Annotated in this window: 25 protein-coding genes and 3 pseudogenes; 9 read left to right on the top strand and 19 right to left on the bottom strand. The window is 61.1% G+C overall.

Annotated elements, in window-relative coordinates; translation table 11 throughout:
- Positions 1-3: 3 nt before the first annotated feature.
- The 13 genes from AB4Z46_RS26550 to AB4Z46_RS26490 all read right to left on the bottom strand — a co-directional run bounded on the left by AB4Z46_RS26550 (position 4) and on the right by AB4Z46_RS26490 (position 11,634).
- Positions 4-705 (bottom strand): amino acid ABC transporter permease, encoded by a 702-nt coding sequence (locus AB4Z46_RS26550; RefSeq protein ID WP_442286539.1) that lies wholly within the window; start codon positions 703-705, stop codon positions 4-6.
- Positions 706-732: 27 nt separating this feature from the next.
- Positions 733-1,485, bottom strand: a complete 753-nt coding sequence (locus tag AB4Z46_RS26545; protein WP_442286538.1) for an SDR family oxidoreductase — start codon at positions 1,483-1,485, stop codon at positions 733-735.
- A 207-nt stretch (positions 1,486-1,692) separates the two neighbouring features.
- Positions 1,693-2,457 (bottom strand): LamB/YcsF family protein, encoded by a 765-nt coding sequence (locus AB4Z46_RS26540; protein ID WP_442286537.1) that lies wholly within the window; start codon positions 2,455-2,457, stop codon positions 1,693-1,695.
- 19 nt (positions 2,458-2,476) lie between these two features.
- Positions 2,477-2,929, bottom strand: a complete 453-nt coding sequence (locus AB4Z46_RS26535; RefSeq protein ID WP_442286536.1) for an acetyl-CoA carboxylase biotin carboxyl carrier protein — start codon at positions 2,927-2,929, stop codon at positions 2,477-2,479.
- A complete protein-coding gene (locus tag AB4Z46_RS26530) occupies positions 2,926-3,915 on the bottom strand; it encodes a biotin-dependent carboxyltransferase family protein (protein ID WP_442286535.1) in 990 nt (329 codons plus the stop codon). The genes AB4Z46_RS26535 and AB4Z46_RS26530 overlap by 4 nt, the downstream gene beginning before the upstream one ends.
- Positions 3,912-4,583, bottom strand: coding sequence for a 5-oxoprolinase subunit PxpB (pxpB, locus tag AB4Z46_RS26525; protein WP_442286534.1), 672 nt, complete (start codon positions 4,581-4,583; stop codon positions 3,912-3,914). Before pxpB ends, AB4Z46_RS26530 begins: the two co-directional genes overlap by 4 nt.
- Positions 4,580-5,932 (bottom strand): acetyl-CoA carboxylase biotin carboxylase subunit, encoded by a 1,353-nt coding sequence (gene accC / locus AB4Z46_RS26520; protein ID WP_442286533.1) that lies wholly within the window; start codon positions 5,930-5,932, stop codon positions 4,580-4,582. Before accC ends, pxpB begins: the two co-directional genes overlap by 4 nt.
- Positions 5,933-5,942: 10 nt before the next feature.
- Entirely contained in the window at positions 5,943-6,383 is a 441-nt protein-coding gene (locus tag AB4Z46_RS26515) for an acetyl-CoA carboxylase biotin carboxyl carrier protein (RefSeq protein ID WP_442286549.1), read from the bottom strand.
- A gap of 135 nt (positions 6,384-6,518) precedes the next feature.
- Positions 6,519-7,457: a nitrogen assimilation transcriptional regulator NAC gene (gene nac, locus AB4Z46_RS26510; RefSeq protein ID WP_442286532.1), complete on the bottom strand. Its 939-nt coding sequence runs from the start codon at positions 7,455-7,457 to the stop codon at positions 6,519-6,521.
- Positions 7,458-8,127: 670 nt separating this feature from the next.
- Entirely contained in the window at positions 8,128-8,967 is an 840-nt protein-coding gene (locus AB4Z46_RS26505; RefSeq protein WP_442286531.1) for a hypothetical protein, read from the bottom strand.
- Positions 8,968-8,982: 15 nt separating this feature from the next.
- Complete coding sequence (locus AB4Z46_RS26500; RefSeq protein ID WP_442286530.1) at positions 8,983-9,234, bottom strand: hypothetical protein; 252 nt, start codon at positions 9,232-9,234, stop codon at positions 8,983-8,985.
- A 12-nt stretch (positions 9,235-9,246) separates the two neighbouring features.
- Positions 9,247-10,446, bottom strand: coding sequence for a tetratricopeptide repeat protein (locus AB4Z46_RS26495; RefSeq protein ID WP_442286551.1), 1,200 nt, complete (start codon positions 10,444-10,446; stop codon positions 9,247-9,249).
- Positions 10,447-10,452: 6 nt separating this feature from the next.
- Entirely contained in the window at positions 10,453-11,634 is a 1,182-nt protein-coding gene (locus AB4Z46_RS26490) for a caspase family protein (RefSeq protein WP_442286529.1), read from the bottom strand.
- A 562-nt stretch (positions 11,635-12,196) separates the two neighbouring features.
- Here AB4Z46_RS26490 and AB4Z46_RS26485 point away from each other — a divergent pair.
- On the top strand, positions 12,197-13,588 hold the full coding sequence (locus AB4Z46_RS26485; RefSeq protein WP_442286528.1) for a glycoside hydrolase domain-containing protein: 1,392 nt from the start codon (positions 12,197-12,199) through the stop codon (positions 13,586-13,588).
- Between the two features lie 143 nt (positions 13,589-13,731).
- Here AB4Z46_RS26485 and AB4Z46_RS26480 read toward each other — a convergent pair.
- Together AB4Z46_RS26480 and AB4Z46_RS26475 are read right to left on the bottom strand one after the other, a co-directional pair.
- Positions 13,732-14,240, bottom strand: a pseudogene (locus tag AB4Z46_RS26480) (ATP-binding protein); the annotation flags it as partial.
- 164 nt (positions 14,241-14,404) lie between these two features.
- Positions 14,405-14,710 (bottom strand): hypothetical protein, encoded by a 306-nt coding sequence (locus AB4Z46_RS26475; protein ID WP_442286527.1) that lies wholly within the window; start codon positions 14,708-14,710, stop codon positions 14,405-14,407.
- A 396-nt stretch (positions 14,711-15,106) separates the two neighbouring features.
- On the opposite strand from AB4Z46_RS26475, the gene AB4Z46_RS26470 reads away from it, so the two are divergent.
- Positions 15,107-15,328 (top strand): hypothetical protein, encoded by a 222-nt coding sequence (locus AB4Z46_RS26470; RefSeq protein ID WP_442286526.1) that lies wholly within the window; start codon positions 15,107-15,109, stop codon positions 15,326-15,328.
- Here the strand turns inward: AB4Z46_RS26470 and AB4Z46_RS26465 are convergent.
- Entirely contained in the window at positions 15,325-16,029 is a 705-nt protein-coding gene (locus AB4Z46_RS26465; protein ID WP_442286525.1) for a hypothetical protein, read from the bottom strand. The two genes, AB4Z46_RS26470 and AB4Z46_RS26465, sit on opposite strands and share 4 nt — an antisense overlap.
- Positions 16,030-16,605: 576 nt before the next feature.
- Here AB4Z46_RS26465 and AB4Z46_RS26460 point away from each other — a divergent pair.
- Positions 16,606-16,830, top strand: a pseudogene (locus AB4Z46_RS26460) (hypothetical protein); the annotation flags it as partial.
- A 14-nt stretch (positions 16,831-16,844) separates the two neighbouring features.
- Positions 16,845-17,849 (top strand): annotated as a pseudogene (locus tag AB4Z46_RS26455) (UvrD-helicase domain-containing protein); the annotation flags it as partial.
- A 538-nt stretch (positions 17,850-18,387) separates the two neighbouring features.
- Here the strand turns inward: AB4Z46_RS26455 and AB4Z46_RS26450 are convergent.
- The 3 genes from AB4Z46_RS26450 to AB4Z46_RS26440 all read right to left on the bottom strand — a co-directional run bounded on the left by AB4Z46_RS26450 (position 18,388) and on the right by AB4Z46_RS26440 (position 21,483).
- Positions 18,388-19,233, bottom strand: coding sequence for a DUF4435 domain-containing protein (locus AB4Z46_RS26450; RefSeq protein ID WP_442286524.1), 846 nt, complete (start codon positions 19,231-19,233; stop codon positions 18,388-18,390).
- Positions 19,230-20,612, bottom strand: coding sequence for an AAA family ATPase (locus tag AB4Z46_RS26445; protein ID WP_442286523.1), 1,383 nt, complete (start codon positions 20,610-20,612; stop codon positions 19,230-19,232). The genes AB4Z46_RS26450 and AB4Z46_RS26445 overlap by 4 nt, the downstream gene beginning before the upstream one ends.
- Before the next feature lie 484 nt (positions 20,613-21,096).
- Positions 21,097-21,483: a hypothetical protein gene (locus tag AB4Z46_RS26440; protein ID WP_442286522.1), complete on the bottom strand. Its 387-nt coding sequence runs from the start codon at positions 21,481-21,483 to the stop codon at positions 21,097-21,099.
- Positions 21,484-21,877: 394 nt separating this feature from the next.
- Between AB4Z46_RS26440 and AB4Z46_RS26435 the strand changes: the two genes are divergently transcribed.
- The 5 genes from AB4Z46_RS26435 to AB4Z46_RS26415 are packed head-to-tail and all read left to right on the top strand — an operon-like array spanning position 21,878 to position 25,808.
- On the top strand, positions 21,878-23,086 hold the full coding sequence (locus AB4Z46_RS26435; protein WP_442286521.1) for an aspartate transaminase: 1,209 nt from the start codon (positions 21,878-21,880) through the stop codon (positions 23,084-23,086).
- A gap of 46 nt (positions 23,087-23,132) precedes the next feature.
- The gene (locus tag AB4Z46_RS26430; protein WP_442286520.1) at positions 23,133-23,804 is read left to right on the top strand and encodes an RraA family protein; all 672 of its coding nucleotides are present in this window, start codon (positions 23,133-23,135) and stop codon (positions 23,802-23,804) included.
- Positions 23,805-23,840: 36 nt separating this feature from the next.
- Complete coding sequence (locus tag AB4Z46_RS26425; RefSeq protein WP_442286519.1) at positions 23,841-24,845, top strand: 2-hydroxyacid dehydrogenase; 1,005 nt, start codon at positions 23,841-23,843, stop codon at positions 24,843-24,845.
- On the top strand, positions 24,842-25,018 hold the full coding sequence (locus tag AB4Z46_RS26420; protein WP_442286518.1) for an AAA family ATPase: 177 nt from the start codon (positions 24,842-24,844) through the stop codon (positions 25,016-25,018). Before AB4Z46_RS26425 ends, AB4Z46_RS26420 begins: the two co-directional genes overlap by 4 nt.
- A 16-nt stretch (positions 25,019-25,034) precedes the next feature.
- Positions 25,035-25,808, top strand: coding sequence for a glucose 1-dehydrogenase (locus tag AB4Z46_RS26415; RefSeq protein WP_442286517.1), 774 nt, complete (start codon positions 25,035-25,037; stop codon positions 25,806-25,808).
- The last annotated feature ends 7 nt before the right edge of the window (positions 25,809-25,815 follow it).

Below are 25,815 nucleotides of genomic sequence, written 5' to 3'. Positions count from 1 at the left end.
GTCTCACCTCGCCCCGGCGACGCGGTAGCGGCGCGCAACCCAGGCGCCGACGGCCATGATGAGCAGCGAGACCAGCAGGTACATCAGAGTCGCCATGCTGTACGCCTCGAATGTCCGGAAGCTCTGGCTCTCGATCTCCTTCACCGCATGCGTCAGTTCCGCGACGCCGATGGCCATCGCCAGGCTGCTGTTCTTGAACAGGGACACGCTGTGGTTCACCAGCGCCGGCACCGCATTGCGCACCGCCTGCGGCAGCATCACGTGCCGCATCGCGCCGATGTAGCCGTGTCCCAGCGCACGCGCCGCCTCGGACTGGCCTGGCGGGATGGCGCGCAGGCCGGAGCGCATGTCCTCGCTGAAATAGGCGGCCTGGCAAAGGCCGAGCGCCACGATGGACATCAGCACCTCGGCGTTGTTGTTCGACAGCCAGTCCTGCACGGGGTCCGGCAGGAGGCTGAAGATGCCGAAGTACCAAAGCATCAGCTGCACCAGCGTCGGCACGTTGCGGTGGTAGGAGACATAGGCCACCACGGCCCGCTCGGCCACCGGGTTGGCGCTGAGCCGGACCACCAGCAGCACGACGGCGATCGACATCGCGAGCAGCCAGGAGCCGACCGCGATCTTCAGGGTCAGCGCCATCCCGTGCAGCAGCATGGCGCCGAACTCGGGCTTCAGCAGGATCGCAAGGAGGTCGAAGTCCTTCATGGCGTGCTCTTGCGTGAACTCGCGGCCTCAGGCCCGCAACGTCTCCGGCTTGGCGGTGGAAAGGCCGCCGGGCACCTGCAAGGTCGGCGTGATCTCCATATGGCCGATGTTCACCGCGACAGGCGCCGCGATGGCGAAGGCGATGGCGTTGGCGATGTCCGCAGCCTCCGGCAACTCGTAGCCTTCGACGAAGCGCCGGCGTGTCTCCTCGGAGTCGCCGTGCACGTGCGCGAAGATGTCGGTCGCCACGCGGCCCGGGCAGATCTCCGTCACGCGCACCCGCTTGCCGAAGCAATCGACGCGCAGCTGGCGCGACAGCATGCTCACCGCCGCCTTGGTCGCGTGGTAGGTGCTGTTGCCACCGAAGTTGTAGGCCGCGGCGATCGAGCTGATGTTGACCACATGGCCGCTGTCGCGCGCCACCATGCCCGGAACCACCAGCCGGCAGAGATGCAGCACCGCGCGCAGATTGACGTCCACCAGCAGATCGATGCCTTCGGCGTCGGCCTTCAGGATCGAGCCCGGCCGATCGACGCCGGCGTTGTTGACGAGCACGTCGAAGTCGACCTCCTTGGTGAGCGCGGTCACGCCGTGCAGGTCGCTGACGTCGATGGCGTGCGGGATGCAGCCGGTGCGGGCGGCGAGTTCCTTCAGCTTGTCGCCGCTGCGGGCCAGCGCATGAACCTGCAGGCCTTCCTTGCAGAGGCGTTCGACGACGGCGGCGCCGATGCCGGAGGAGGCACCTGTCACCAGGGCGGTCTTGTAGTCGGAGAAGGGCATCTGGGTCACTTTCTTTCTGTGGGATGGCAGCCGGTCGCACCCTGGTCGAATGCACTTTCGGTGCGCGCTGAATTCACTGTATCGACCGCTGGTTCGGCGCGCCAAGACGGTTTGGCTGTGGAGCGATAAGGCCCCCTTATGTCGCCCTGGAAGGGGGCGCTCCGAGTCAGGGTAAGCACCATGTCCGTGCCCCTTCGACCGCTCGTTTCAGTCGGACTGGCGCGAGATCGGCACCACGCGGCCGTGCGCCTCGACCACCTTGCGCACCCCGCGCGCCAGCGTCACCGCGCCGGGCGTGTCGCCGTGGACCAGGATCGAGTGCACGCGCATCGGGATCTTCTGGCCGCCGTAGGTGGTGACGGTTCCCTCCTCCAGCAGCTGCCGGACACGGGCCAATACGCGTTCGGGGTCATGGATCACCGAATCCGGCATCTTGCGCGGGATCAGCAGCCCGGCTTCGTCGCAGGCACGGTCGGCCAGGAAGGTGGTGCGAATGCGCAGGCCGCAGCGCTCCGCCGCATCCTCGATGGCCCGGCTGGCCGAGGAACTGATCGTCAGCGACGGGTCGAAGTCCGCCACCGCCCGCACCAGCGGCGCCGCGAGTTCCGCATCCGCCGCCGCCAGGTTGCCGAGCGCGCCATGGAAGCTCATGTGCGTCATGCGGTGCCCCGCGGTGCGCGCGATACCCGCCAGGGCTCCGAGCTGGTAGACCACCGCGGCGACCAACTCGCGCGTGTCCATCTGCATCGGGCGGCGGCCGAAGCCGGCCAGGTCCGGGAAGCCGACATGGGCGCCGACATCCACGCCGCGCGCCAGCGCCGTGCGCACGGTGCGGTCCATGATCTGCGGGTCGCCGGCGTGGAAGCCGCAGGCGACGTTGGCCGAGGAGACGAGGCCCAGCAGCGCCTCGTCGTCGCCCATGCGCCAGGGGCCGAAGCCTTCGCCCAGATCCGCGTTCAGGTCCATGTCCATGGTGCCTTGTTCCTTTTCATCAGTCGGGATGCAGATCGACCAGGGCCGTGCCGTAGCCGACAGTCGCGCCGTCGTCGGCCCGCAGCGCGGCGACGGTGCCTGCTCGCGAGGCGGCCACCGGCAGCAGCAGGACGCCGATGCGCAGCAGTCCGAGCGCCTGGCCGGCCTGGACACCATGGCCGACGCGCACGAAGGGCGCCGTCGCGCAGGGGTGAGCGTGGAGGAACACGCCGACGGAAGCGGCGGTCACGGTGTCGACATCGGGCCCTGGCCGGGTCGGAACCGCTGCCCCGCGGGCGACCGGCCTTGCGGCCTCGCCGGGCAGGATGGGGTCCAGGTCCAGCGGCACGACCGCCTCGCCCTGCCGCCCCAGCCGCACGGTCTCGCCGGGCATCCGCAGTTCGAGAAAGCCGATGTCCGTCGCCGCCATCCAGCCGGCGATCTCGCGGAGCTCATGAGGCGCCTTCTTCATGCAGCGACCCCCATCGGCCCGCTGCGGTGCAGTGCCACCATGCGCACCACCTTCGCCAGCCAGGCTTCCTTCTGTTCCAGCGCGGCCACGGCCTCGTCCCAGGTCGTCTCGATGAAGCGGATCCGGCTGCCGATCGGCGCCTGGCCCAGTCGCCACAGATCGGCCTCGATCACGGTGCCGAATTTGGGATAGCCGCCCGAAGGCTGCGCATCGCGCATCTGGATGATCGGTTGCCCGCTATGGGGCACCTGGATCACGCCGGGCACGATGCCATGCGAACGCATTTCCATCGGAGCGACCGGCTGCAGGGCCTCTCCGGCCAGCCGGTAGCCGTAGCGATCACTTTGCGCCGTGATGCGCCATTCACCGGCCCAGAAGGCCTCGCGCGACGCGGCCTCGAATCCCAGGTATTCAGCCGCCGGCAAGACCCGCAATGCGACCCGCCCGTCGACTTCCAGAGGCAGGGCGATGGCCGGCGGCACCAGGCCGAAGCCCGTGCGGCAGGCGCGCTTCGGCTCGGCCGCGCCGAGCACGTCCCCCTTGCGCAGCGCCCGCCCTTCATGCCCACCGAAGGCGCCACGCATCTGGGTGCTGCGCGAACCCAGCACCTCCGGCACATCGATGCCGCCCGGCAGGCACAGCAGCGCACGGCTCGCGCGCTGCGCGCCTTGCGGCAGGCCCAGCGTCAGAACCTGGCCGGCGCGCGCCTGGTGCGTCCACCACGGCAGCAGCGCTTGCGCGTCCAGCTTCGCGCCGCAGTCCGCGCCGGTCAATGCGAAGGCGCAATCCTCGGCGAAGCGGACCTTGAATGGAAAGACCGGAATCTCGATGCCCGCAGCGCCGGCCTCGTTGCCCAGCAGGAGGTTGCCCGCGGCGAGTGCCAGGTCGTCCATGGCACCGGCGGTCCCCACGCCGAAGCGCAGACCGCCCACGCGCCCGAGGTCCTGCACGGTCGCCAGGGCGGCGTTGGAGAGTATCTCGATCATTTGTCTATCCCTTCGACCAGGAAGCGGATGCGGTCACCCGGCTGCAGCGTGGCCGGCGGATTCCGCGCCGGGTCGAAGAAGACCATGGTGGTGCTGCCGATGGTGTTCCAGCCGCTCGGCCCGGCAGAGGCCGAGACGCCGGTCTGCGCCCCGCCGATCGACACGGCGCCGCCCGGAATGCTGAGCACCGGCACTTTGCGCCGCGGCGTCGCGATGCGCGGGTCCATGCCGCCCAGGTAGCAGTAGCCGGGATGGCTGCCCAGCGCATACACCGGATACAGCGGTGCGCTGTGCAGTTCGACGATCTCCTCGACCGACAGACCGGTGTGCGCCACCACGTCGGCCATGTGCGGACCGCCGGCACCACCATAGCGCACAGGCAGCTCGACCACGCGGCCTTCGCGGGCGAGCGGCGTGACCGATTCCCAGGCGGCGTCCAGCCGGGCCTTCAATGCATCGAGCGCGCGCGGCGGGCGAACGAAGCTCAGCATGAGGTTGTTCATTCCGGGCACGGCCTCGCGCACCTCGGGCCATCCGGCCGCCTCCTTCGCCAGTGCCCAGATGCGCTGCTGCGAATGCAGCTCCATCGCGCCCGGAGCCTCGAAGAGCAGCGCGGTGGTTCCCAGCAGGCTCACCGTCGGAATCGATCCGGTTGTCGAGGGGTTCACGATGCGCTCCTGCGCTGAAGCCAGCGCTCGAGGTGATGGATGTCGACGCCGCCGGTGGCGAAGCCTTCGTCCTGCAGCAGCGCGCGGTGCAGCGGCACGTTGGTGGCGATGCCGTCGACCTGCAATTCGCTCAGCGCGAGCCGCATGCGATCCAGCGCGTCCTCGCGGCTGGCGCCATGCACGATCAGCTTGCCGATCATCGAGTCGTAGTACGGCGGCACGCGATAGCCCTCTGCGGCGTGCGAATCGAAGCGCACGCCGAAGCCGCCGGGCACGCGCCAGCCCGTGATGCGCCCCGGCGACGGCGCGAAGCTGTCCGGATCCTCCGCGTTGATGCGGCATTCGATCGAATGGCCCCGGCAGGGAACGTCGACCTGCGCGATCGCCAGCCGCTCGCCGCGCGCCATGCGCAGCTGCTGCTGCACGATGTCGATGCCGGTGGTCATCTCGGTCACCGGATGCTCCACCTGCAGCCTCGTGTTCATCTCGATGAAGTAGAAGGCGCCCTTCTCGTAGAGAAACTCGAAGGTGCCGACGCCGCAGTAGCCGATCTGCCGGCAGGCCGCCGCGCAGCTCTCCCCCACCGCGGCGATCAGCGCCTCGTCGATGCCGGGCGCCGGGGCTTCCTCGATCACCTTTTGATGCCGGCGCTGCAGAGAGCAGTCCCGGCTGCCGAGCCAGATGGCCTGGCCGTGGCTGTCGGCCAGCACCTGGATCTCCACATGCCGCGGATGCAGCAGAAACTTCTCGATGTAGACCTCGGGATTGCCAAAGGCGCGTCGCGCCTCCTCGCGCGTGAGCGCGAGCGCCTCCAGCAGTTCGGCCTCCTGCCGGACCACGCGCATGCCGCGACCGCCGCCGCCGCCGGCCGCCTTCACGATCACCGGGTAGCCGACCTCGCGTGCCAGCGCGCGCACCGCCTCCGGATCGTCGGGCAACCCGTCGTCCGGCCCCGGCACGCAGGGCACGCCGGCCCGGCGCATCGCACGCTTGGCCGCGACCTTGTCGCCCATCACGCGAATGCAGGCGGCGCTCGGTCCGACGAAACGCAATCCGGCCTGCTCGACCTTCTCGACGAAACCCGCGTTCTCCGACAGGAATCCGTAGCCGGGATGGACCGCCTGCGCACCGCTCACCTCGGCCGCGTAGAGCAGCGCCGATTGATCGAGGTAGCTCTGGGCAGGGCTGGCCGGACCGATGCACAGCGCCTGGTCGGCCTGCCGCACATAGATCGCATCGCGGTCGGCCTCGGAATGCGCGACCACCGTCTTCAGGCCCAGGCCGCGGCAGGCGCGCAGGATTCGCAACGCGATCTCGCCGCGGTTCGCAATCAGGACAGTGTCGAACATGGCGTCCTTCTCAGGCAAGGCGGAACAATGGCTGGCCGGCCTCGACCTCGTCGCCGGACCGCACGAGCACCTCGGCGATGGTGACGTCGGCCTCGGCGCGCACTTCGTTGAAGACCTTCATCGCCTCGATCACGCACAGGGTCTGGCCGGCCGCGATCTGCTGGCCCGGCTGCACGAACAGCGGCTCGCCCGGCGAGGGCTGCAGGTGGATCACGCCATAGAGCGGCGCCAGGCATTCGACCGGGTTCGCTGCAAGGTCGACGCAAGGCTCTCGGGATTCGCCAGGCAGATCGGCGGATGCATCCTCCGCTCCGCGTCCGGCGCGGGCCAACGACGCCGACGCCCCCTGCTTCACCAGCCGCAACGTGCAACCGTCTTCGCTGTACTCCAGCTCCGACAGCTCCGAGGCCGCCAGTGCGTCGATGAGGATCCTGATCTGTTCCTGGTTCATGCCGGACCCGCCGCTGAAGGGCGGGATCTCCTTGGTGGCCGACGCATTCCGCGAACGCGTGACGGCAGGCATGAACGGTAGCCCGCGAAGGCCGCGAAGCCAAAGACGGATTGGCTGTGCCGGGATAAGGCCGGCTTATGACGCCTTGGCCAGCACCGGCTCCACGGTCGCGGCGGCGTTGTTCGACAGCTCGGTGACGAGCTCGAGCAGGATGTCCTTCACCGCCTGCGCCGGTTCGGAGAGTGGCAGGTGGTCCGACTGGCACAGGGCCAGCGGCGCCTCGATCACCGGGTCGACGATCTGGAACTGCCAGGCGCCACAAGCCGCCACCACCTCGCGCGCCATCGAAGCCGGCAAGATGGTCGCACCCAGGCCATCGGCCACGGCCGCGGTCAGCGTGAAGGCGGATTCGATTTCGGCCACGACGCGCGGCGCCCCGCCCAGCCGGCTGAAGGCCGCATCGACCAGCTTGCGCACCACGTTGTAGGGGCGCGGCAGGAAGAGTTCCATGTCGCGCAGGTCGGCCAGCCTCACCGGTTGGGCCGGTGCCGGAATCGACGCCGGCCCGACCAGGAACAAGGGCTCCTTCAGCAGCGGCAGGAAGGTCAGGCCATGGATCGCCTTGTCGCCGTAGAGCACGGCCAGGTCCATCCGGCCGTTCATGATCAGCTCGCTCAGCGTGGTGCCGTAGTTCTCGTTCAGGTACAGCAGGATGCCGGGATGGCGCGCCCGCACCGTGCGCAGCAAGGGCAGCGAGAGCGCCGCCGCCGCCGTGCCGGGCGCGAGGCCCACCGACACCTGGCCCGAGACGCCCTGCCCGGCGGCCTCCATGTCGATCTGCGCCTGCTCGCACTGGCGCAGGATGATCTGCGCATGGCGGTACAGCACTTTCCCGGCCTCGGTCGGCGTCACGCCGCGCTTGGTGCGCACCAGCAGTTGCTGCCGCACTTCGCCCTCCAATGTGGCCAGTTGCTGGCTCAGCGCAGGCTGGGCAATGAAAAGAACCTCGGCGGCCTGCGTCAGGCTGCCGATGTCCACGATCTTCACGAAGTACTTGAGTCGCCGCAGGTTCACCCCTGCCTCCGAAGCAAAAGTCGAGCCTAGCACTGATCGGAGGCAACAAACTCTGTCGAAGCGCTCCCACGGAGCATCTGCTTTGTGATTCGCATCCATGCCTGTCGCGCGAAACCAAAAGCGTTCCCTGAAATCGTGCGTTAGGAACTACCTCTGTCGCGACTGTAACACGTGGCAATCTCCCCACCACTCGAAGCGGAGTGCTCTGCTTACCTCCCCAATGCGTTGCCCGCCTAGCCCCCTACGGTGCAAGGCGCTGCGGGTCCCCGCTGGCGCACATAAGTACGCAAGTCTTAGGATGTTTGGAAAGCAGCATCGGGGCCCATAAATGTCCGCGTACGTTCGGAACGGAACCCACAGCCGCGCTTGACTAGTGGGGCCGCGGAAGAGGAGAATCGTCGCCCTTGGGCACCTCTTTCACCCATAAATCGCCCTATACGCGTTTTCGCAGGAAAGTACCCAGGAGCCAGTGATGCAAAAAAAGCGATCGACGGTCAGTCCACCACCAGCTTCTAACGGCGTAACGTCGACCCATCAGGGCGGGACAGAAGTCTGGGCCAGCCGGCCCGTGCCTTTTGATGTAACCGACTTTGTCAAGCGTAATCCCGCACCGGATGCATCGCCTGTTGCGAACTCAAATTTCCTTGAGTTTACCTTTCGATACTGATTGCTATTCAAACGGCACAGCGTATTCTGCCCAACTGATGTGGATTGAGCGAGTAAATATGCGGAGGCAGACGTCGTGAGCGCGGTCTTCAATGTAGTGAGCGAGCGTCGGGGGATTTTCCGAAAATAGTAACTCCTCGGAGAATGTTCCGCTTGAATCGCTGATGCCGACTGCTTCTGCAGAAGAGACTGATCGGACAAAGCATGGTATGTGGGTTGCACCGGCCGAAGCCGCGCCGAGCGCTCGATGAAACCCGTTGTGTAAAAAATACCGGCCGCGGTACTCCACCACGTGCGCTAGCGGTAGCGTGAGCCCGATAATTACACCAGCCAAATCCTGCTCTAGCAGCCCCGCAGCCACGCTTCGCCAGTTCAAGCTTCGCGCGCTGAACAATACTGAGTTCGCGGCCTTGACCACCTGATATGAATCGCTCGGCGGTGAAAGTGGCAGGCAAGCATCCATCAACTCGCTCAAGCTAGGTGGCTCAGAGAACGGCGAGCGATGGTGATCAGCCCGGAAGCAATCGATATGCCGTTGGAACGCCAGCAGCGGACGCACTTCGACCATCTTAAATTGCCCCTCGCCTAGCAAAGGTGTCCATCGCTGTAGCCATGGTTGCCGCAGGAGTTCTGCTAGCCGCACGCTCTGCGAACCGGAAAGTGGAAAAATATCTGGCAGACCGGCATTAGCCGGAGGCTGCCCTAACTTTGCTGCTGCCTTCCTCCATTCTATTGCAAGGGAATCCGCGTCCGCACCGGGAGCCGGCACACAAATCCGCTGCAGATAGTCAATTCCCTTTGATTCCGCCAAAAAACCTAAAAGCGATTTTCCCGGGGTCGGCATTACTCTCCTTAAACGCTATTTTTTTGGGCAAATCGAATTCGATGCAGCGGTGCCCGCGGCAATTACCACCCCAATAGCCGGGGCGGCGAAGGCACTGACTCCCGGAACCAATGCAAGAATCCCCTGAAGCGCCGAAAGGGCCATCTTCGCATCTGGCCAAGCCGCACAGAATTTATCGGTTCCGCCGCCTTGAATCTGGACGTTTTCTTTGATTGCCGCAGCCAGCGCGTCAATCTGCTCTTGTGTAACCACATTTTCTGCTGCCATTTCTTACTCCTATTAGGTCAATCTAACACTGCCGTCGGCGCTGTCTAGCGTCGACTCGGACACTCGATCTTTGGCATTTGGAGAGTTAACATCGAGACCAGGATAATTGGTCAAGATCATTTCAAAATTGCAACGTGATGCAAAGGGTTGTACGCCCTCAAGCGTCCGCACAGTCGCTCGTTGCATTTCAGTATCGAATGCGATCTCTTGAGCGTCAGCAAATGAAGCTGCGTAGAATCTCAAACGATCTACAAGTGAAGTTAGTCCAAGCGTTGCCGCTGGCAATCCGATGCTCCGACAATGGAGAAAACATTCAAGAGCTTTTGCGTGAAAACCCGCACGCGCGGCCACCTCCCCTCTTAACACCCACAAGTCTGGCTTACTAGGATGCAATTTGCCAAGAGTGTCGACTGCCTCTTGCGCCTCTTGCATTTCGCCCCATCGAACGACCATATAACAGAGGCTCACCGCCGCTGTAAGATTTTGATTGGCAAGTTCCAATATACTGTCCGATTTAATAGCTTTGGCAACTGTCACAATAGCCGCCAAACTACCCTCGCTTCGGAGTTCGAGCAAACTATCGACGAGTTCAACGTCGAATCGCACCTGAAAATCGAGGCCATTCTGACCGCTCGGGGCGGCGAGCAAAACTTTCACCCCGGAAGGCAACAAAATATTTAAAGCAGGCCATCCGATCCTCAAAACCTGAAATACTATAACCTCAGTTTCCGCATTCCATATTTCTATTTCCGAAGAATTTTTCGTCCGAAAATGTTCTTTATTTAATTCGAAGCTTTGACCTTCTCGCGTAAAGACTCGACCGTATAGTGGGGGCTTGTTTACAGCATTACCTGTCCGCCCCATCGACTCCAATCCAGCAATACTGGATTTGGCAGCGAGCGGGGTCAGCCTAGAGGAAAACGTGCTAAAGGATGTTTCCCGATTTGGCAGTGAATCGAACGATGAGCGAACGTGATCAAAAATTCCCTGGGGCTCAAATCCCTGGGAAGACACGCTTACGTGTCGCGTCAAACGATTGCCCTGCGGCAGATTTACCGTTGCGAAATAGTCGCCGGCATCGAGCCTTGATGCGACGTCACTAATCGCCGAGAGAGTCGTTCTGCAGACTAACGTAGAGTCAGGCTGCCTGATCTCCACAGCAGCATTCGCCGCTGCGGTGAATTTTTGAAAAAGATCGGATGCGGACGACATGATGCCTTAATCCAGATTAATCGCGTGCTGAAAAAATGGCGCTCGAACTTCGACAACTTCTCTTTCATGATCGCGCCATGGTGGTTTTTTATCGTTTGGCAATAACGCTTCGATATTGTAAAAGCCTGCCGCTTTTTCGCACTTAAATGGATTGTCTAGAGGTGCGGGAATAGAGTTAAGTTTCGCGTTGGGGGGGTCGAAGCAAATGGAGGCGAACGAAGCTGCTGCTGGCGGGTTAACTCGCAGCAAGCAAGGAACCATGGGAGCTCCTTTCAAAAAGCACAGAGTCCAAGACGGGGTGTTTGCAGTGCTTTTGTCTAGATATAGAGAGCGCACCTGCATTCCTGCGACGGCGTTGAACGACACTATCAGTTTCGCGAGCGCCTCATAGAGAGTCCCCATCGTCACAACCCATTCTTTTCCAACCGGCATTCCAGCTATGCGATCACCCGCCGCACCATTAAGACATTTGAGAAAATCTTCACCGAACAGGGTTCGATCACCTGGACGACCAAATGTCTCTTTCCCGGGCGCGGCAGCCGAAAAAATTGGCGCGTTGCGCTCATCTGAACCGCCAGCTTCAACCCTGAATACGGCGGCTGCCTCCTGTCGCTCAAACTCACTTAGTTCCGCAATGTCGCTGCGGCAGGCATCGATGAAGTAAAGCTGTGTTCTAGCTAAATTCGGACAGCTGGCGAAATTGCCCATACCGTTATAGATATTATTCACATCTATCGCACGATCAAGGTCAGTCGCGCCGCCGAGAAAATCATCCAACAGCAGCAAAGAATCTCCTCGAGTACGCTGAATACCGTGGCCCGCAAAATAAAAAAGGCTGACGTCATCGGCATTTTGAGATGCGTCCTGTTGCCACGCTTTGAGCGACTCTTGTACGCACTTCAAAGAGGCGCCTTCCAACTTGCCGATGTCCGGATCGACAGTTAGCTCGATCGGCGAAGCGGATGCCAGAATCCGAAGCGATTTCAAAGGCGCACTTAGGCGATTTGAATTTTCCTGAAGCCAATCGCCAATTAATTTCACCGTGCGCGCCGGAGCACTGAGCTGTTTCAGGCCGAAGTTTCGTTGCTTCTCATCTGTGCCATCAATAAGATGTTTGTATGCACTTACTCCAATGAGAATCGCATGCAATCCGATCTTCACAGTTGGGTCGCTGTAAACGAGAGTCATGACCGCACCTCCAGCGCCCGGGTTGTACGTCTTTTATCTTAGTCTTGCAATAAAGACTTCCGGCATATGCCTTTCGCGTATTACATACGCTAGCGGTCGCAAGTACTTGATTTTTAATAGGAACATGCGGGTCCATGCGAGCAACGGTCGGCCACATGCGTGGCTGTCTCCTCACAATTGAGGAGGGCGCTCAAAGCTGTGATTTATTTTCAGCCTAGGAATCGTGCTCTGGCCCAATTCTTCACAAAGATGTGCGCAGCTCACCGCAAGACAGCGCATGCGGTCTACTTCCGCGCCCACTCGACCGCTTTGTAGATAGATATGCAATCCTTTCTCCGACTGATCGTCGCGTCGTTCTCTACACTGAGGCGATGCGGAAGTCAACCATAGAGTTAGGGATGCCTCGGAGCATGATTTTCGGCGACCCTTGACGATCCACTCCCTATCTACATTTATTACCGTTCATTTGCCACGAACACGCTCGTCACACTGCGACGCGTATATATAGCGTCCCCGATTTCTTAGAAAATCGTGACTGCGCTTTGAATATTGAAAGACCTTGATGTTTAAAATAATCGATGTCTCTTTTCCGTGCGACAAATATGCTACTGCAATGCGTCAGGCCGGAGTGGAGACGGTTATACGCTACTATTCTCGTGACTCCAAGCCCTCAGCAGGGAAGCGACTGCACCGGAGCGAGGCGCTCGCGCTGACGGCGGCAGGTTTCAGGTTGTGTATTGTTTTCGAGGCAGCCCATGGCGATCAGATTAGCTATTTCAACTTCGATGTAGGTCAAAAAGATGCTGTATATGCTCGAATTTATGCGCATCACACTATAGAACAGCCCGAAGGCACCACAATTTACTTCGGCGTCGATGTTGACGCGGACACTAGAAAGAGCAAAGACGAAATAAACAAGAATGTTATTCCGTATTTCAGAGGAATAGTCCAAGCATTTTCCGAGCCGAGTGCAGATAGGTACTATGTGATCGGCTGTTATGGAAGTGGCGCTGTTTGTCAGGCCCTTTTAGACGCCGGGTTGGTGCAAAAAACTTGGCTAGCAAACCCGGCCGGCTGGACCGATCGTCAGAAGTTCCTGGACTCGGGTAAGTGGGACATGCTTCAGCATCCTCAGGCAACAATCGCCGGCGTTGATTGCGATCCAGATACCGGAGGCCCGGGGAAGGACATTGGCGACTTTGTTCTACCGCTCCCGCCAAAATCTGTGGAAGAAATTGACGCGGTGAAATATGTGAACGCGCGCTCCGGGCTACGGCTTCGAGCCGGTCCAGGAACCGATTTTGAGATCCGCTCAGTGCTTCCGTACGGAACTGCCGTCCATGTCATTGGGTCTACGGGTTCATGGACTTCGATCGACCTCCAAGGCGACGCAGCCATTGATGGCTATGTCAGTTCCGGTTTCTTGAGCGACACATCTCAACGCTTCGATGTTGCACGACCCAGTTCGAGCGGGCAATTCAACGCGTCACGGTTCGTGGGAGTCTCAAGCGATTCGAGCGATGATGCAGCACACATACAAACTCTAATTGAACACGGTAACACGGAAATCGGTATTGCGGCGGCCAGAGTCGAGGCGAAGGCCGCAGTGCACGACTATCCAACCAACGCCTGTGCGGCCCATCTTAGCGCGCTGCTTAGACAGTCTGGCATTGATGTTCCGATGACTATTGGCGCCGGCAAACTCGCAACAACAATCGAGAAACGCGGGTGGAAACGGATTATTGTGGGAAAACAGCAACCGGGCGATGTTGGTGTTGCATTTAGCATCGATCCAACACCGCCTGGGCCTGACCACATCTATTTAGTAATCGTCGCAGTCGACGACGACAAGATGCTGATCGCTGATAATCAGAATGCGGCTAACGCGGCCCATGAGCGCTCCGCGCGCGGCCGAGACGGAAAAACTCCAACGGACTATTTTTTGCGCGCGTGAAATTTGATGGGTGGAGCGACATTGTTTCAACTCGCAGCATGCTACGGCCGAAACGTCTGGACCCCAAACGACACTTCAAACTCCCCCACCTGTAGACACCTAAATTCCTCCAGGCAGGAGACGGGGATTGCATTATTGATCGGTCAGGCTTCGACCGCGATGGCCAGTCGTGCAGCGGCTTCCTTTAGCCGGTAGCTCTTGCCTTCGAACTCGAGCATCACTGAGCGGTGCATCAATCGATCGAGGATGGTGGTTCCATGGTCGCGTCGCCAAGGTACTTGCCCCAGTCCTGCACGACGCGATTGGAGGTCACGACGATGCTGCCGCGGCGCTTGTAGCGCTGATGCACGACCGTCTGGAGCAACTCGGCGGCGGTGTCTGAGATTCGCCGTGCAAGGAAGTGGTCGTCGAGGACAAGCACATCGGATTCGACGTACGCGCGCATCATCGTCGTCTGCTCCTTTGGGGTTGCCAACGCGAAGTGGGCGAACTCGCTGTCCGCCTCGACATAGCGAACATCATGGCCTTGTAGGATCGCTTGGTAGGTGACTGCCTTGGCCACATGCGACTTCCCGGTGCCCGGCTTGCCGATAATCAGTGCGTTGGCGCCGTCGGCGATGAACTTCAGCGTGTGCAGCTCGAAGCGTGCCTGAACAAGCAATCACGCCTCGATGGACGGCCCACGCTCGGCGACTTCGACTGGCGCCTGTCGATGGTGCCCGGAACTACATTCGAGCCGCGGCGGAGTCTAAGGCAGGTTGAGAGAAACTGGGAAACGCCTCGCCGGCGCCCGGCGAGCTTCGTGCGTGCCCTTGATCACATGTCATCCGGGTCATTGCGGGTACTGAACGAGACGGAATGGATCGGCGCCTTTCCGTAGAGAGGTTTGTCAAAACAGATGCGACACGTGGCTAGCCTTTGCGCCTCTGCCATCGCCAGCACCGCTCGAAACTCGCTCTCCATGAGGTCAACAACTGCTTGAATCATGGGCTTTACAGCAATCACATATCCGACGGTATGCGTTTCAGCACTCTCAGCCTGGGCACCGGGGGTGCCGCTGACCTGAATGTAAAAGTCCGAGATGCCGATCAGTGCCTCTGAAAACCTGCCTCGCATGGTCAAATGTATGCCTCCAAGGCGCGATCGCTGTGCAGTCGCCCTGCCTTTCGCAATCGCAAAGACGCTGAGATCCCACACGTCTATCGAGCCATACCTGACCAGTGGCTCCCGGCTTTGCGCTCTCGGTCCCTTCCTGGCTGACATGAAGTGGCACCATTGACAATGGAGTTGGAATCGCCACTAAGCATAGGGCCGAACGGGAGCGGACGCCTTAGTCGTTTCGCACACAATGGCCAGGCGCAATCGACGCGGCGGCGCCAGGAATTCAAACGAAGAGCACAAGCAATGGCTGGATGAGCAGAACAGCGACTTCGAACGCAACGGCCAGTGGAGTGATGGCCTCATCGCCTGCCAACGGCGACATCAACCTCGACTACTACCCGATTTACGGTGAGTGCCATGCCAGTCGTCGGCGGGCGCACGCTGAGCGTCGATGAGCTGCTGTCGTACATCCGTCTGAACATCAACAGCCTTGTCGACACCCGCATCGCCGAGTTCTCACCCTACGACGATGGCGAGGCCGCGGTGTGGAAGAGCGGCTCGCCGTTGAGAGGACGCATAGGTTCAAGAAGCTGCGGATCAAGACGGAGTCAAGACGTGCCGGCCGGACCGCAGCTCTAGCCATGGATCGGACCCACCAAGTGGGACTTGGCGGCCGCGAGGACCGCATCAGGATCTCTTCCTATGACTAGCCGCGGACGCCTGCCGTTCAAAGCCGAATTGGTGGATTCGAACCAGGCCGCAATCCTGAAAGGCGAATAACCGGTTAGGACGCTCAGGATCGCTTGGACTCCCGGCAGGGGCTGCCAGGTCGCATCAAAGGCGTAGGCGGGATATAGCTTCCTGCCTCGATGGTTGATGCCGAAGATGCGACCGTCCGCCTGCCAACGGCTCACCGTCAAGCGCGAACTGACGGCCTTCGGATTGACGAGTTGCCTGATCTCGGCCGCGGTCCGCCACTGGGTGCCCACCATGACGGCTTCGATCGCCCGCCGTTCAAGTCCGGCTCGGGTCGCCACGGGACGCTGCGGCTCGATCAGATCCACCACCTCCTGCAGGGATTTGCACTCCAGTTCGGAGGCCGCGGCGAACAGCCTCAGCGTCAGGGGCTCGAAAGTAGCCTCGCGTGAGGCCCCGTCCTCGAAGACCGTCTCTCGCATGATGAGGCGGCATGCTTCGCGCAGTGCCTCGGCCCGGGCGATCAAGGCCTCCATCTCACTGCCTCCCTGCCCGCGCGGCGCTGCAGCCATGTCCTTTCGCACGGGTCGTCCATCGCCGCGCGACTTCGCGACGTTATCCGGTGTTGCTCTCTTCTTGCGCATGACTGGAGGTTCTCCTCTGCTTCGCCGAATTCAGCGCGGACTCATTTTCATGGTTCTCCCAGGGCAATTGCCCCTTCCAACAGGCACGTGCGCCGCACTCACCGTCAGGTAGTAGCGGCCGTATGACCTGGTTTGCGCGGCTGACCGTGAACCCAGAGCACAGGAACGGCAAAGAACTCGTCGGGCAGCTCGCTGACGAAGCCAGCGGAGATCCAATCTGGCGCGTACCAAGGCGCGAGCGAGCCGCGGTGGGGCGCGTGATGGGTCAGGACCACTGGTCCCACCAGTAAGCCAATGAATGTCGTCCGCGTCGCGGTCCGCATCGATGTTCAGCATCCCGGCGCAAGCAACCTTGACCTTCTTGGTGTGATCGTTGTGATCCAGGTTCACGAACTTGAGGAAGTCCCCCAGCAGGAAGCCGGAGCCAAACCGGAAGAACTCTGCCTCCTGGTAGACGTCGGAAACCATCGAGGCCTCATCCACGATGTACACGGTGTCCGCGGATTGGTTGTTCACCGCCAGCTGCGCGTAGAACTTGAAGGTCTCGGTCCCATCTTCCTCATCGTCGCGGTACTCTACAACGAAGAAAGCTTCTTCGTTCGTCACGCGTATTTCCTGGGCGCCAACGACCCATACAAGTCACTCAAGACGACGCTGAAATCCGTGATCGACGAAGACGCCTGGGCCCCGTTGAACAGCGACACGTCACGGCCTTTCGCCAAACCGAAGTCCGGCCGCATCGCGGTGAAGGTGATCAATCATCTGGGCGATGAGGTCATGAAAGTCTTCAAGGTCGAGTAGCGGGAGCCGCCTCCATGGACTTTCGCATAGCCGACACTTTCACTGACAGCCTGGCCAAGCTCACGGGCGACGAGCAGAAGGCCGTCAAGACCACCGCATTCGACCTGCAGCTCAATCCCGCTCACCCGGGAATGAGCCTGCACAGAATCGAGCAGTCGAAGGACAAGAACTTTTGGTCGGTACGCGTCAGCAGCGACATACGCCTGATCGTGCACAAGACGGCGAACAGTTTCTTGCTTTGCTATGTCGATCACCACGACAAGGCCTATCAATGGGCCGAGCGAAGGAAGCTGGAAGTCCACCCGAAGACGGGCGCCGCGCAATGGGTCGAGATTCGCGAGCGTGTGGAGGACATTGTGATTCGTCGGCCGGTCGAAGCGCCATCGGCTTCTTCGCCAGGCAAGCCGCCAAAGCAAAGGCCGCTGCTCTTTGCAGACAGGACTCATGAGGAACTGTTGGCCTACGGCGTTCCTGCGGAATGGCTCGCGGACGTGAGAAAGGCGGATGAAGACAGCTTGCTAGCCCTCGCCGACCACTTGCCCGCCGAGGCTGCAGAGGCCTTGCTGGAACTCGCCACGGGCGGGGTGCCGAAGCCAATTGCTGCCGCGCTCACGGGCGCCGACCCCTTCAGTCACCCGGACGCGCAGCGGCGCTTTCGCGTGGTCAAGGACATCGACGAACTGGAGCGTGCCCTCAACTATCCATGGGAGAAGTGGACGACCTTTCTGCATCCGGCGCAGCGCCAATGGGTCGAGCGCGACTACAACGGTCCTGCGCGCGTCTCCGGCTCGGCAGGTACGGGAAAGACCATCGTCGCCTTGCACCGGGCGGTGTTCCTGGCGCGAGCGCACCCCGACAGCCGCGTGCTGCTGACGACCTTCTCCAATACCTTGGCGAGCGCGCTGGCGACCAAGCTCAGGCGGTTGATCAGCAACGAGCCGCGGCTCGGGGACCGGCTTGAGGTGCATTCCATGCAGGCCATTGGAGAGCGACTTTATGAAGTGCATTGGGGCAAGCCAACGGCATCGGAGTTTCTTGACGATCTCCGAGTGCGCTCGGTCTAGCAAAGAGCCACCTCACTGGACCCCGACGCTGGGCTGCCGTTCGTCGAGTGTCTTCGGTTCATGTACTTCCCAAAGCCTGACGGCTCGACCAGAAGTACGACATCAAAGATCCCCTCGAGCTCTTCGCCAAGGCTCGTCAAGCTCAACGTAGACAACGCTATCGAGTTCATCGGCATCGCAGAGACCGCTGTGGTCCGCGTGCTGCTTGGGGTAGCGCACGATGCAGACCGTACGCGCCGCAGCGGCGGCATCGCAGCCCTGAATGCTCTGGCCGCGCGGTTCCGCGCCAAGGTGCATCGTGGCGAACGTCGCGCTGGTCGCTTTTCTCGGGGAACCCTTCCGGAATTGGCCGCCAGTACCGCGGTTCGCGGAGCGAGCCAAGGCAAATGATCTCCCCTGCGGGCGCCCCCCTTCAGCGACTGAAGTCGAAAACTAGCGCGCGAAGCTGGAAATCTTCCCAGCAAGCCATGCAAAATTGTCGCGCCGTAGCCCGCTACATTTTTAGCAGTTTTACCCCAATTCTCCCTTCGATCCGCGCTAGATCGGCGTACATGCGAGTTGCTGCAAGTTGAGCATCATCGAATGCGAGCGCTAGCAAGCGAGTCACATCTGCTTCAGTGCTTTGGCGTTTTGCCAAGACGTTCTTCATCCCTTGTGTCAAAATTCTTACGCAATCATGCCCTTGAACTAAAATCCACTTTCCATGCTTGCTCAGTGCAGCCAAGTGAATCTCAAGATCGGATCGTGAAATTCCTGAAAGCTGCATGAATTGATGGTGCAATTCTGCCAAGTTGAATTGCCAATCGTGGGCATCCACAAATCGATAGGGAGAGAGGAAATCGAAATTAACGCCAAAACTATTTTGATGATTGAGAAATCTTAGCTCACCAAACTTTCGAGCTATTTTCTCGATATAGTCGATGACAGTAGTTTTATTGGCATTTTCAAATTCTGCAACCTTTTCAGGATCTGCAAAATGGGCGAGAACCTTGTTTAGGCATGGGCTTCTGAGTAATGTCGTCTCGAGGTCATTTTCATCCGTGATTGCGAGCAAATCAGAGTAGTGATGAATTCCTTCGAGATGGTCGAAGTCAGCGTCGTAAACGCCGACGACGTAGTTTTTTCCAGACTCTGATGCGTGACGGGCGACGTCAATGAGATTTTGTTTTCCTTCGCAATCTACGATTGTGACCTGTGGGTCTGCGGTCCTCGCCTTCCAAAAACGAGAGTCATCGTGACCCTCGACAATAAATCCAGTCGTTTGTCTTGCTGCTCTCAGCATTTCAATTTCGGCAACTACAACTCCTGGGGTTTTATTTGTGAATAGCGATCCGCTCATTGGAAGTCTGCCTCTACCTGGCTTGCGGAAGAAAGCACCGCCATCAGGTCAGATCGATCTCCAACGATGTATGGGGAATGCGTTGCAAGTAACACGTCAAAACGAGCAAGTTTAATGACTTCGAGCAAGTCATCAAGAAAGCTCCGTTGCCAGCTAACATGGAGTGAAAGCTCAGGTTCGTCGATGAGAACCAACGTATTGGGAGTTGTTTTAAACAACAAGTCATAGAGAAGAACAATTTCATGTTGCTCTCCAGAAGATAGCGCATTAATTGCAATCTTCTGATTGTCAGGTCCTTTGACAATTAGCCCGGACTCCCGCGAAATTCCAACCTTTTTGTTTGTGAATTTCTTGTTTAAGATGTTCAGTAGCAACTCGACCCGAGAGGCTAGTCCTTCTAGAACCTCCAGCTTCATTACGGTGTCGCGCGCATATACTGACATGACCGAAATTTGTGTTGGATCGAGATTATCAAGCTGAGCGATTTGCAGCGGATATGGATTTTGCGCTTCTTCTCCGCGATCGAGCAAACCGATCAAACGAAGACGAGTGCGAGATGTCTCAACGCGTTGCATTTCCCTTTTCAGCATATCAAGAGGGAAGGGCTGAACACTGCCTTCGATGAGTCGCTGAGGAAAGCTCTGATCTAGTTTTTGAGATTGCTTTGCATAGTCCGCGAGAGTGGAGTCCACTTGCTTCTTCAGATCTTCTGAGTATGCCCGGACCGTTTCTGTCATTCGAGTTGCACCTGATCTGTAGCGCCAGTCTTGGCCACTTGCCGAGGAAACTCGAATTAAGCGCTGCGCCTCAATGAAATGAGACTTGATACGACCCCTCAGAGCGCGAAGACCCTTCGGCTCCTTAGAGGTCAGTTTTGCCCGACTTCTCGGACTGGCGTCACCGTAGCGCTCAATGACCGCCTCTGCGGTCAATACTTCGTCGGTGGTGCGGTCTATAAATTCTTCTGGACCAACCTGAGTGAGGTAAGGCAAATTCTCTGCGACATTGATTGCGTGCTTGTGAATATTTAATGCCTCGCCCTGCAGATCCGACTGTGTCGACTCCCCTTTGGAGTCTGTAAATTTCACAGTAATTGAGTCGGCGGTATTTTTTTCCTGAGACCGCATTGAAATCAGCTCCGCCACACTGCCGTCGCTGAAAAGCACCTCAAATGTGTCGAAGCGAACCTTCGCGAATTCAGCGTAACGCCCGGAAATAAAAGCGTGCGTGAGTTTTAAAAAAACAGTTTTTCCGACTCCATTCGGGCCGTGAATGATTGTGACCCGATCATCTTTCAGTGTGACCACGTGAACGTACAGCCCAAAAAGGCCCGAAACCTTCACAGACCGCACGCGCACCAGTTCTTCTGTTTCGCTCATTTTTTTCCCAATGAATGGACCTTTGACCCAGAATGTTCCATCGATCGCTGCCCGGCAGGCATTGACCTAGGCGCCAATTACGTCGGCAAGGGTGTGAACTTGGTAGCGATAGCCGCTTCGACCTAGGACGCATCGTCTCATGGAAAGCTGATCGAGGTAAGAGTTTGTATCGAGGCGGAGACTGCGACCGAGCGGTGGGGTGGGCGGACAAGGTCTGCGCCCGTGGCCTTCAGGTTCCTGTGGCCAGCAACGCGCCAGTGTCGAGGTTGCTATCAGGAGCCTGGGCTGCTGCCGGAGTCACCTACCACCTGAACAAGGTGTCTTAGAAACCGGCAGCAGGGTTGATCGAGTCCGTTGGCATGCACGCTGCACGCGCGTCGACGCATGTACTCAACGTCTCACATCGATATGGCTTCGAACGAATCGACCGAAATCGCACTTCGGACAAGGGACGGCGCGATGGCCGTGCAAGCATGCGGTGCACTTAACTGTTCTCCTCGACATCTGTCCCATACCAATCCGAGCCGTCTGATTCTTTATCAAGATCCGGCGCGCGGAGCCAGCAAAACGGCGTGCGCCGGGGGCGGCGAATTCCGTCGAGCAGTTCTCCGACAGGTTCGACGGATGCGTCGGGTAACAAGCATGCGAGTGCGGCTTGGGTGGCGAACGCAAAGGAGATCTTGTCGTTGAACGCGAACGGCGTCATCGATTTGAGCGCACTCGGGTTTCGAGGATGGTCAGGGGTCCAAAGTCGATGCCGGCGACAAATTCTGAGAAATTGAATGAACGGGTCGCCAGCCTCGATGTTGGTCAGGGCAGCGATTGACACGCTCCCCGGATGATCTTCGCTTGTTCGGACGAGCTTTTCCATGAATCGTGCGAGGAGCGCAATAAAATTTCTGGCATCCGAGGTTGCCGACTTCCTCGCAGGCAGCGAATTCGGATCCGACTTTCGTCCAACGCGTTACGTTGGTCGCGATGAATTTGCGCCACGGCTCGACCTGGTCGCCCATCAGCTGTCTCGCCGCGACTACCAAGATCGATGGCCCCAAAGACTGATTTGTAACAAGGCTCAGAATAGAGGCCATCTCCGACAGACCTTCTTCCTACCCGACAGATGTAATTCCCTCCGTTCAGCACCCGGCCCGGGGACGGGCCATCAGGTCCTTCCATAAGCTCTACCTATACGACCAGAGCGATCTCGTCTTGGCCTCGGGAGAGCGATCTGCGTACCGTACGGTCCTGCCATCCCACCCCAGGAAGCCATGACCACCTCCCGCATCGCCGAGCGCGTCCGCCGCATCAAGCCTTCGCCCAGCACCTCCGCCGCCGACCGCGCCAACGAGCTGCGCCGCCAGGGCAAGTCCATCGTCAACCTCGTCGTCGGCGAGCCCGACTTCGACACCCCCTTGCACATTCGCCAGGCCGCCGCGGCGGCGATGGACAAGGGCGCCACTCGCTACACCCTGATGGCCGGAACCGTCGAGTTGCGCGAAGCGATCGTCGGCAAGCTGCAGCGAGAGAACGGCCTCGGCTATGCGATGAACGAGATCATCGCCACCAGCGGCGCCAAGAGCGCCATCTACAACGCCTTCGCGATCACGCTGGAGCCGGGCGACGAGGTCATCGTGCCCGCGCCCTACTGGGTGTCCTACCCCGACATGGTGCTGGCCTGCGACGGCAAGCCGGTGATCGTCGCCTGTCCCGAGGTCGACGGCTTCAAGCTCACCCCCGCGCAGCTCGAGGCGTCCATCACACCGCGCACCCGCTGGCTGCTCATCAATTCGCCGAGCAACCCGACCGGCGCCGCCTACACCGCCGACGAATACCGGGCCCTCGCGGACGTGCTGGCACGCCACCCGCAGGTCATGGTGATGACCGACGACATCTACGAGCACATCCGCTTCGACGGCCAGAAGACGACGCACATCCTCGCCGTGGCGCCCGAGCTGCGGGATCGCACGCTGGTCGTCAACGGCGTCTCGAAGACCTATGCGATGACCGGCTGGCGCATCGGCTACGCGGCCGGGCCGGCGGACATGATCCGCGCCATGGACACGCTGCTGTCGCAATCCACCGGCAACTGCTGCTCGATCAGCCAGGCCGCCGCCGCGGCCGCGATGAACGGCGACCAGTCCTTCGTCGCCGAGAGCGTCGCCGTCTACAAGCAGCGCCGCGACCGCACCCTGGCCCTGATCAACGCCATCCCCGGCCTGGGCTGCGCCACGCCGCCCGGCGCCTTCTATCTCTACGTCAACTGCGGCGGCCTGATCGGCAAGACCACGCCCGCCGGCAAGGTCCTTTCCGAGGACGGCGACGTCGTGATGTACCTGCTGGAAAGCGAGGGCGTCGCGATGGTCGCGGGCACCGCCTACGGCCTCTCGCCCTACTTCCGGCTCTCCATCGCGACCTCGATCGACATCCTCGAAGAAGGCTGTGCGCGCATCGCGCGCGCGGTCGCCGAACTGCGTTGAGCAGCGGCCGGCCGCCTCGAACCCCACCATCGAACTGGAGACTCCCATGCAATTCAAGGGCATCCGCAAGAACCCGTCCGCGCCGCCAGTGAACCCGGCCCACATCGCCGCGCTGCGCGACATCCCGGTCGCCGCGCTGAGCGACAACATGCACCGCAACATCGGCAGCGTCGGGCTGAACCCCTATCACCGCCCCGGGCCCGGGACGATGGCCGGCACCGCCGTCACGATCAAGTCGCGCGGCGGGGACAACCTGACGCTGCTGCGCGCCTTCGAGTTCTGCCGGCCCGGCGACGTGATCGTGATCGACGCCGACGGCGATCTGGCGAACGCCGTCATCGGCGGCATCCTGTCCTTCTACGCCGCCACCATCGGCACCGCGGGGGTCGTGCTCGATGGCGCCATCCGGGACGTGGCCGAGATCCGCGCGCGCGACTTTCCGGTCTATGCACGCGGCGTGAACCATCGCGGGCCGTACAAGGACGGGCCCGGGGAGATCAACGTCCCGGTGTCGGTGGGCGGCATGCTGGTGAACCCCGGCGACGTCGTGGTCGGCGACCAGGACGGGCTGATGGCGTTCTCGCCGAACGATGCCGAATGGCTCATCGAGAAAGCCCGGGCGCACCTGGCGACCGAAGCGGAGACGATTCGTGCCATGAAGGAAGGCCGCTGGGACCGCAGCTTCCTCGATGCCCTCGAAGCACGCTGCCCCAACTGACCCGCGCTCCCTCGATCGAAGAAGGCAGAGACAACAATGACGCCATCCGTCCTCATCACCCGCGCCACCTTCCCCGACATCGCGCAGCGTCTGCGCGAACACTTCGACGTCGAAGACAACCCCGACGACGCCCTCTGGGCGCCGGACGAGCTCCAACGGCGCCTGCGAGGCAAGCAAGGCGTGATGAGCCACGGCAGCGAACGCATCGACGCCGCCCTGCTCGACGCCTGTCCCACGGTCAAGGCCGTGTGCAACGTCGGCGTGGGCTACAACAACGTGGACGTCGAGGCCTGCACCTCGCGCGGCGTGCTGGTCACCAACACACCCGATGTGCTCACCGAGACGACGGCCGACTTCGGCTTCGCGCTGATGATGGCCGCGGCCCGACGCATCGGCGAGTCGGAGCGCTTCGTGCGCCAGGGCGACTGGACCAAGACCGGCATCTTCGACCTGTTCGCGGGCAGCGACGTGCACGGCGCAACGCTCGGCATCCTGGGCATGGGCCGCATCGGCCGCGCCGTCGCACGCCGCGGCGCGCTCGGCTTCGGCATGCGGGTGATCTACCACAACCGTTCACGGTTGACTGCCGAGGCCGAAGCCGGAAGCGGCGCTCGCTACGTCGACAAGGCGACCTTGCTGCGCGAGGCCGACCATCTCGTGCTGGTGCTGCGCTACGCCGCTTCGTCCCACCACGCGATCGGCGCCGAAGAGCTGAAACAGATGAAGCCGACGGCGACACTGACGAACATCGCGCGCGGCGGCATCGTCGACGACGCGGCGCTCGCATCCGCGCTCCGGGCCGGCACGATCGCTGCGGCGGGCCTCGATGTGTTCGAGGGCGAACCCAGGGTCCATCCTGCACTGCTTGGTTTGCCGAACGTCGTCCTGACGCCGCACATCGGCAGCGCGTCGATCCAGACGCGGCGCGCCATGGCGTCGCTCACCATCGACAACCTGATCGCCGCACTGGGCGCCGGGCCGCAAGCGGGCAAGCCGCCGACGCCGGTCAATCCCGAGGTGCTGGCTGCCCGCCCGCAATGAACGTCAAGCTGCTGGTCATGGGCGTCTCCGGCTGCGGCAAGACGACCGCGGCCAGAGCCATCGCCACCGCGCTCGACTGCACTGCGGGGGAGGCGACCGAACCGGTGGCAATGCAGTGCGAATCCGTGCTGCACTGGCTGGCCATTTCGCCTTACTCTTCTGCTCTCTCCTGAACCTGGGGCCTCCACCTTGAACGCCATCCTCAAACGCTTCGACCTCACCGGCCGCACCGCACTCATCACCGGCTCCAGTGCCGGCATCGGCTTCGCCCTGGCGCGCGGCCTCGCCGGCGCCGGTGCACGCGTGATCCTGAACGCTCGCAACGCCGTCAAGCTCGAAGCCGCCGCCGAGCTGCTGCGCGGCGAGGGCCTGCAGGTGCTGACCGCTCCCTTCGACGTGACCTCCGGCGATGCCGTGACCGCCGCGGTGGCGCGCATCGAAGCCGAAGTCGGCCCCATCGACATCCTGGTCAACAACGCCGGCATGCAGCGCCGGGCACCGCTCGACCAGTTTGCCGAAGCCGACTGGCACGAACTCATGAAGACCAATGTCGACAGCGTCTTCCTGGTGGGCCAGGCCGTGGCGCGCCACATGATCGGGCGCAAGCGCGGGAAGATCGTCAACATCTGCTCGGTCCAGAGCGAACTGGGCCGACCGGGCATCGCGCCCTACACGGCCAGCAAGGGCGCGGTGAAGATGCTCACCAAGGGCATGGCCATCGACTGGGGCCAGCACGGCATCCAGGTCAATGGCCTCGGGCCCGGCTACTTCAAGACCGAGCTGACCGAAGCGCTGGTTCAAAACGAGGAGTTCACCCGGTGGCTGGTCGGGCGCACGCCCTCGCGCCGCTGGGGCGACGTGGAAGATCTGGTCGGCGCCGCCGTGTTCCTGTCGAGCGATGCGTCAAACTTCGTCAACGGCCACATCCTCTACGTGGATGGCGGCGTGACTGCAACTCTCTGAGAAAGAT

Origin of the sequence: Variovorax sp. M-6 (assembly GCF_052114385.1) — a bacterium.
Classification (GTDB): domain Bacteria; phylum Pseudomonadota; class Gammaproteobacteria; order Burkholderiales; family Burkholderiaceae_C; genus Variovorax.
The sequence above is the reverse complement of the archived record's forward strand: the minus strand, read 5'-3'. Positions and strand labels throughout refer to the sequence as shown.

Bases quoted from the DNA above. Each gene is read 5' to 3' on its own strand.
- AB4Z46_RS26550 (WP_442286539.1), bottom strand. From the start codon at position 705: ATGAAGGACTTCGACCTCCTTGCGATCCTGCTGAAGCCCGAGTTCGGC.
- AB4Z46_RS26545 (WP_442286538.1), bottom strand. From the start codon at position 1,485: ATGCCCTTCTCCGACTACAAGACCGCCCTGGTGACAGGTGCCTCCTCC.
- AB4Z46_RS26540 (WP_442286537.1), bottom strand. From the start codon at position 2,457: ATGGACATGGACCTGAACGCGGATCTGGGCGAAGGCTTCGGCCCCTGG.
- AB4Z46_RS26535 (WP_442286536.1), bottom strand. From the start codon at position 2,929: ATGAAGAAGGCGCCTCATGAGCTCCGCGAGATCGCCGGCTGGATGGCG.
- AB4Z46_RS26530 (WP_442286535.1), bottom strand. From the start codon at position 3,915: ATGATCGAGATACTCTCCAACGCCGCCCTGGCGACCGTGCAGGACCTC.
- accC (WP_442286533.1), bottom strand. From the start codon at position 5,932: ATGTTCGACACTGTCCTGATTGCGAACCGCGGCGAGATCGCGTTGCGA.
- AB4Z46_RS26515 (WP_442286549.1), bottom strand. From the start codon at position 6,383: ATGAACCAGGAACAGATCAGGATCCTCATCGACGCACTGGCGGCCTCG.
- AB4Z46_RS26505 (WP_442286531.1), bottom strand. From the start codon at position 8,967: ATGCCGACCCCGGGAAAATCGCTTTTAGGTTTTTTGGCGGAATCAAAG.
- AB4Z46_RS26500 (WP_442286530.1), bottom strand. From the start codon at position 9,234: ATGGCAGCAGAAAATGTGGTTACACAAGAGCAGATTGACGCGCTGGCT.
- AB4Z46_RS26495 (WP_442286551.1), bottom strand. From the start codon at position 10,446: ATGTCGTCCGCATCCGATCTTTTTCAAAAATTCACCGCAGCGGCGAAT.
- AB4Z46_RS26490 (WP_442286529.1), bottom strand. From the start codon at position 11,634: ATGACTCTCGTTTACAGCGACCCAACTGTGAAGATCGGATTGCATGCG.
- AB4Z46_RS26485 (WP_442286528.1), top strand. From the start codon at position 12,197: ATGTTTAAAATAATCGATGTCTCTTTTCCGTGCGACAAATATGCTACT.
- AB4Z46_RS26470 (WP_442286526.1), top strand. From the start codon at position 15,107: ATGCCAGTCGTCGGCGGGCGCACGCTGAGCGTCGATGAGCTGCTGTCG.
- AB4Z46_RS26465 (WP_442286525.1), bottom strand. From the start codon at position 16,029: ATGCGCAAGAAGAGAGCAACACCGGATAACGTCGCGAAGTCGCGCGGC.
- AB4Z46_RS26450 (WP_442286524.1), bottom strand. From the start codon at position 19,233: ATGAGCGGATCGCTATTCACAAATAAAACCCCAGGAGTTGTAGTTGCC.
- AB4Z46_RS26445 (WP_442286523.1), bottom strand. From the start codon at position 20,612: ATGAGCGAAACAGAAGAACTGGTGCGCGTGCGGTCTGTGAAGGTTTCG.
- AB4Z46_RS26440 (WP_442286522.1), bottom strand. From the start codon at position 21,483: ATGGAAAAGCTCGTCCGAACAAGCGAAGATCATCCGGGGAGCGTGTCA.
- AB4Z46_RS26435 (WP_442286521.1), top strand. From the start codon at position 21,878: ATGACCACCTCCCGCATCGCCGAGCGCGTCCGCCGCATCAAGCCTTCG.
- AB4Z46_RS26430 (WP_442286520.1), top strand. From the start codon at position 23,133: ATGCAATTCAAGGGCATCCGCAAGAACCCGTCCGCGCCGCCAGTGAAC.
- AB4Z46_RS26425 (WP_442286519.1), top strand. From the start codon at position 23,841: ATGACGCCATCCGTCCTCATCACCCGCGCCACCTTCCCCGACATCGCG.
- AB4Z46_RS26420 (WP_442286518.1), top strand. From the start codon at position 24,842: ATGAACGTCAAGCTGCTGGTCATGGGCGTCTCCGGCTGCGGCAAGACG.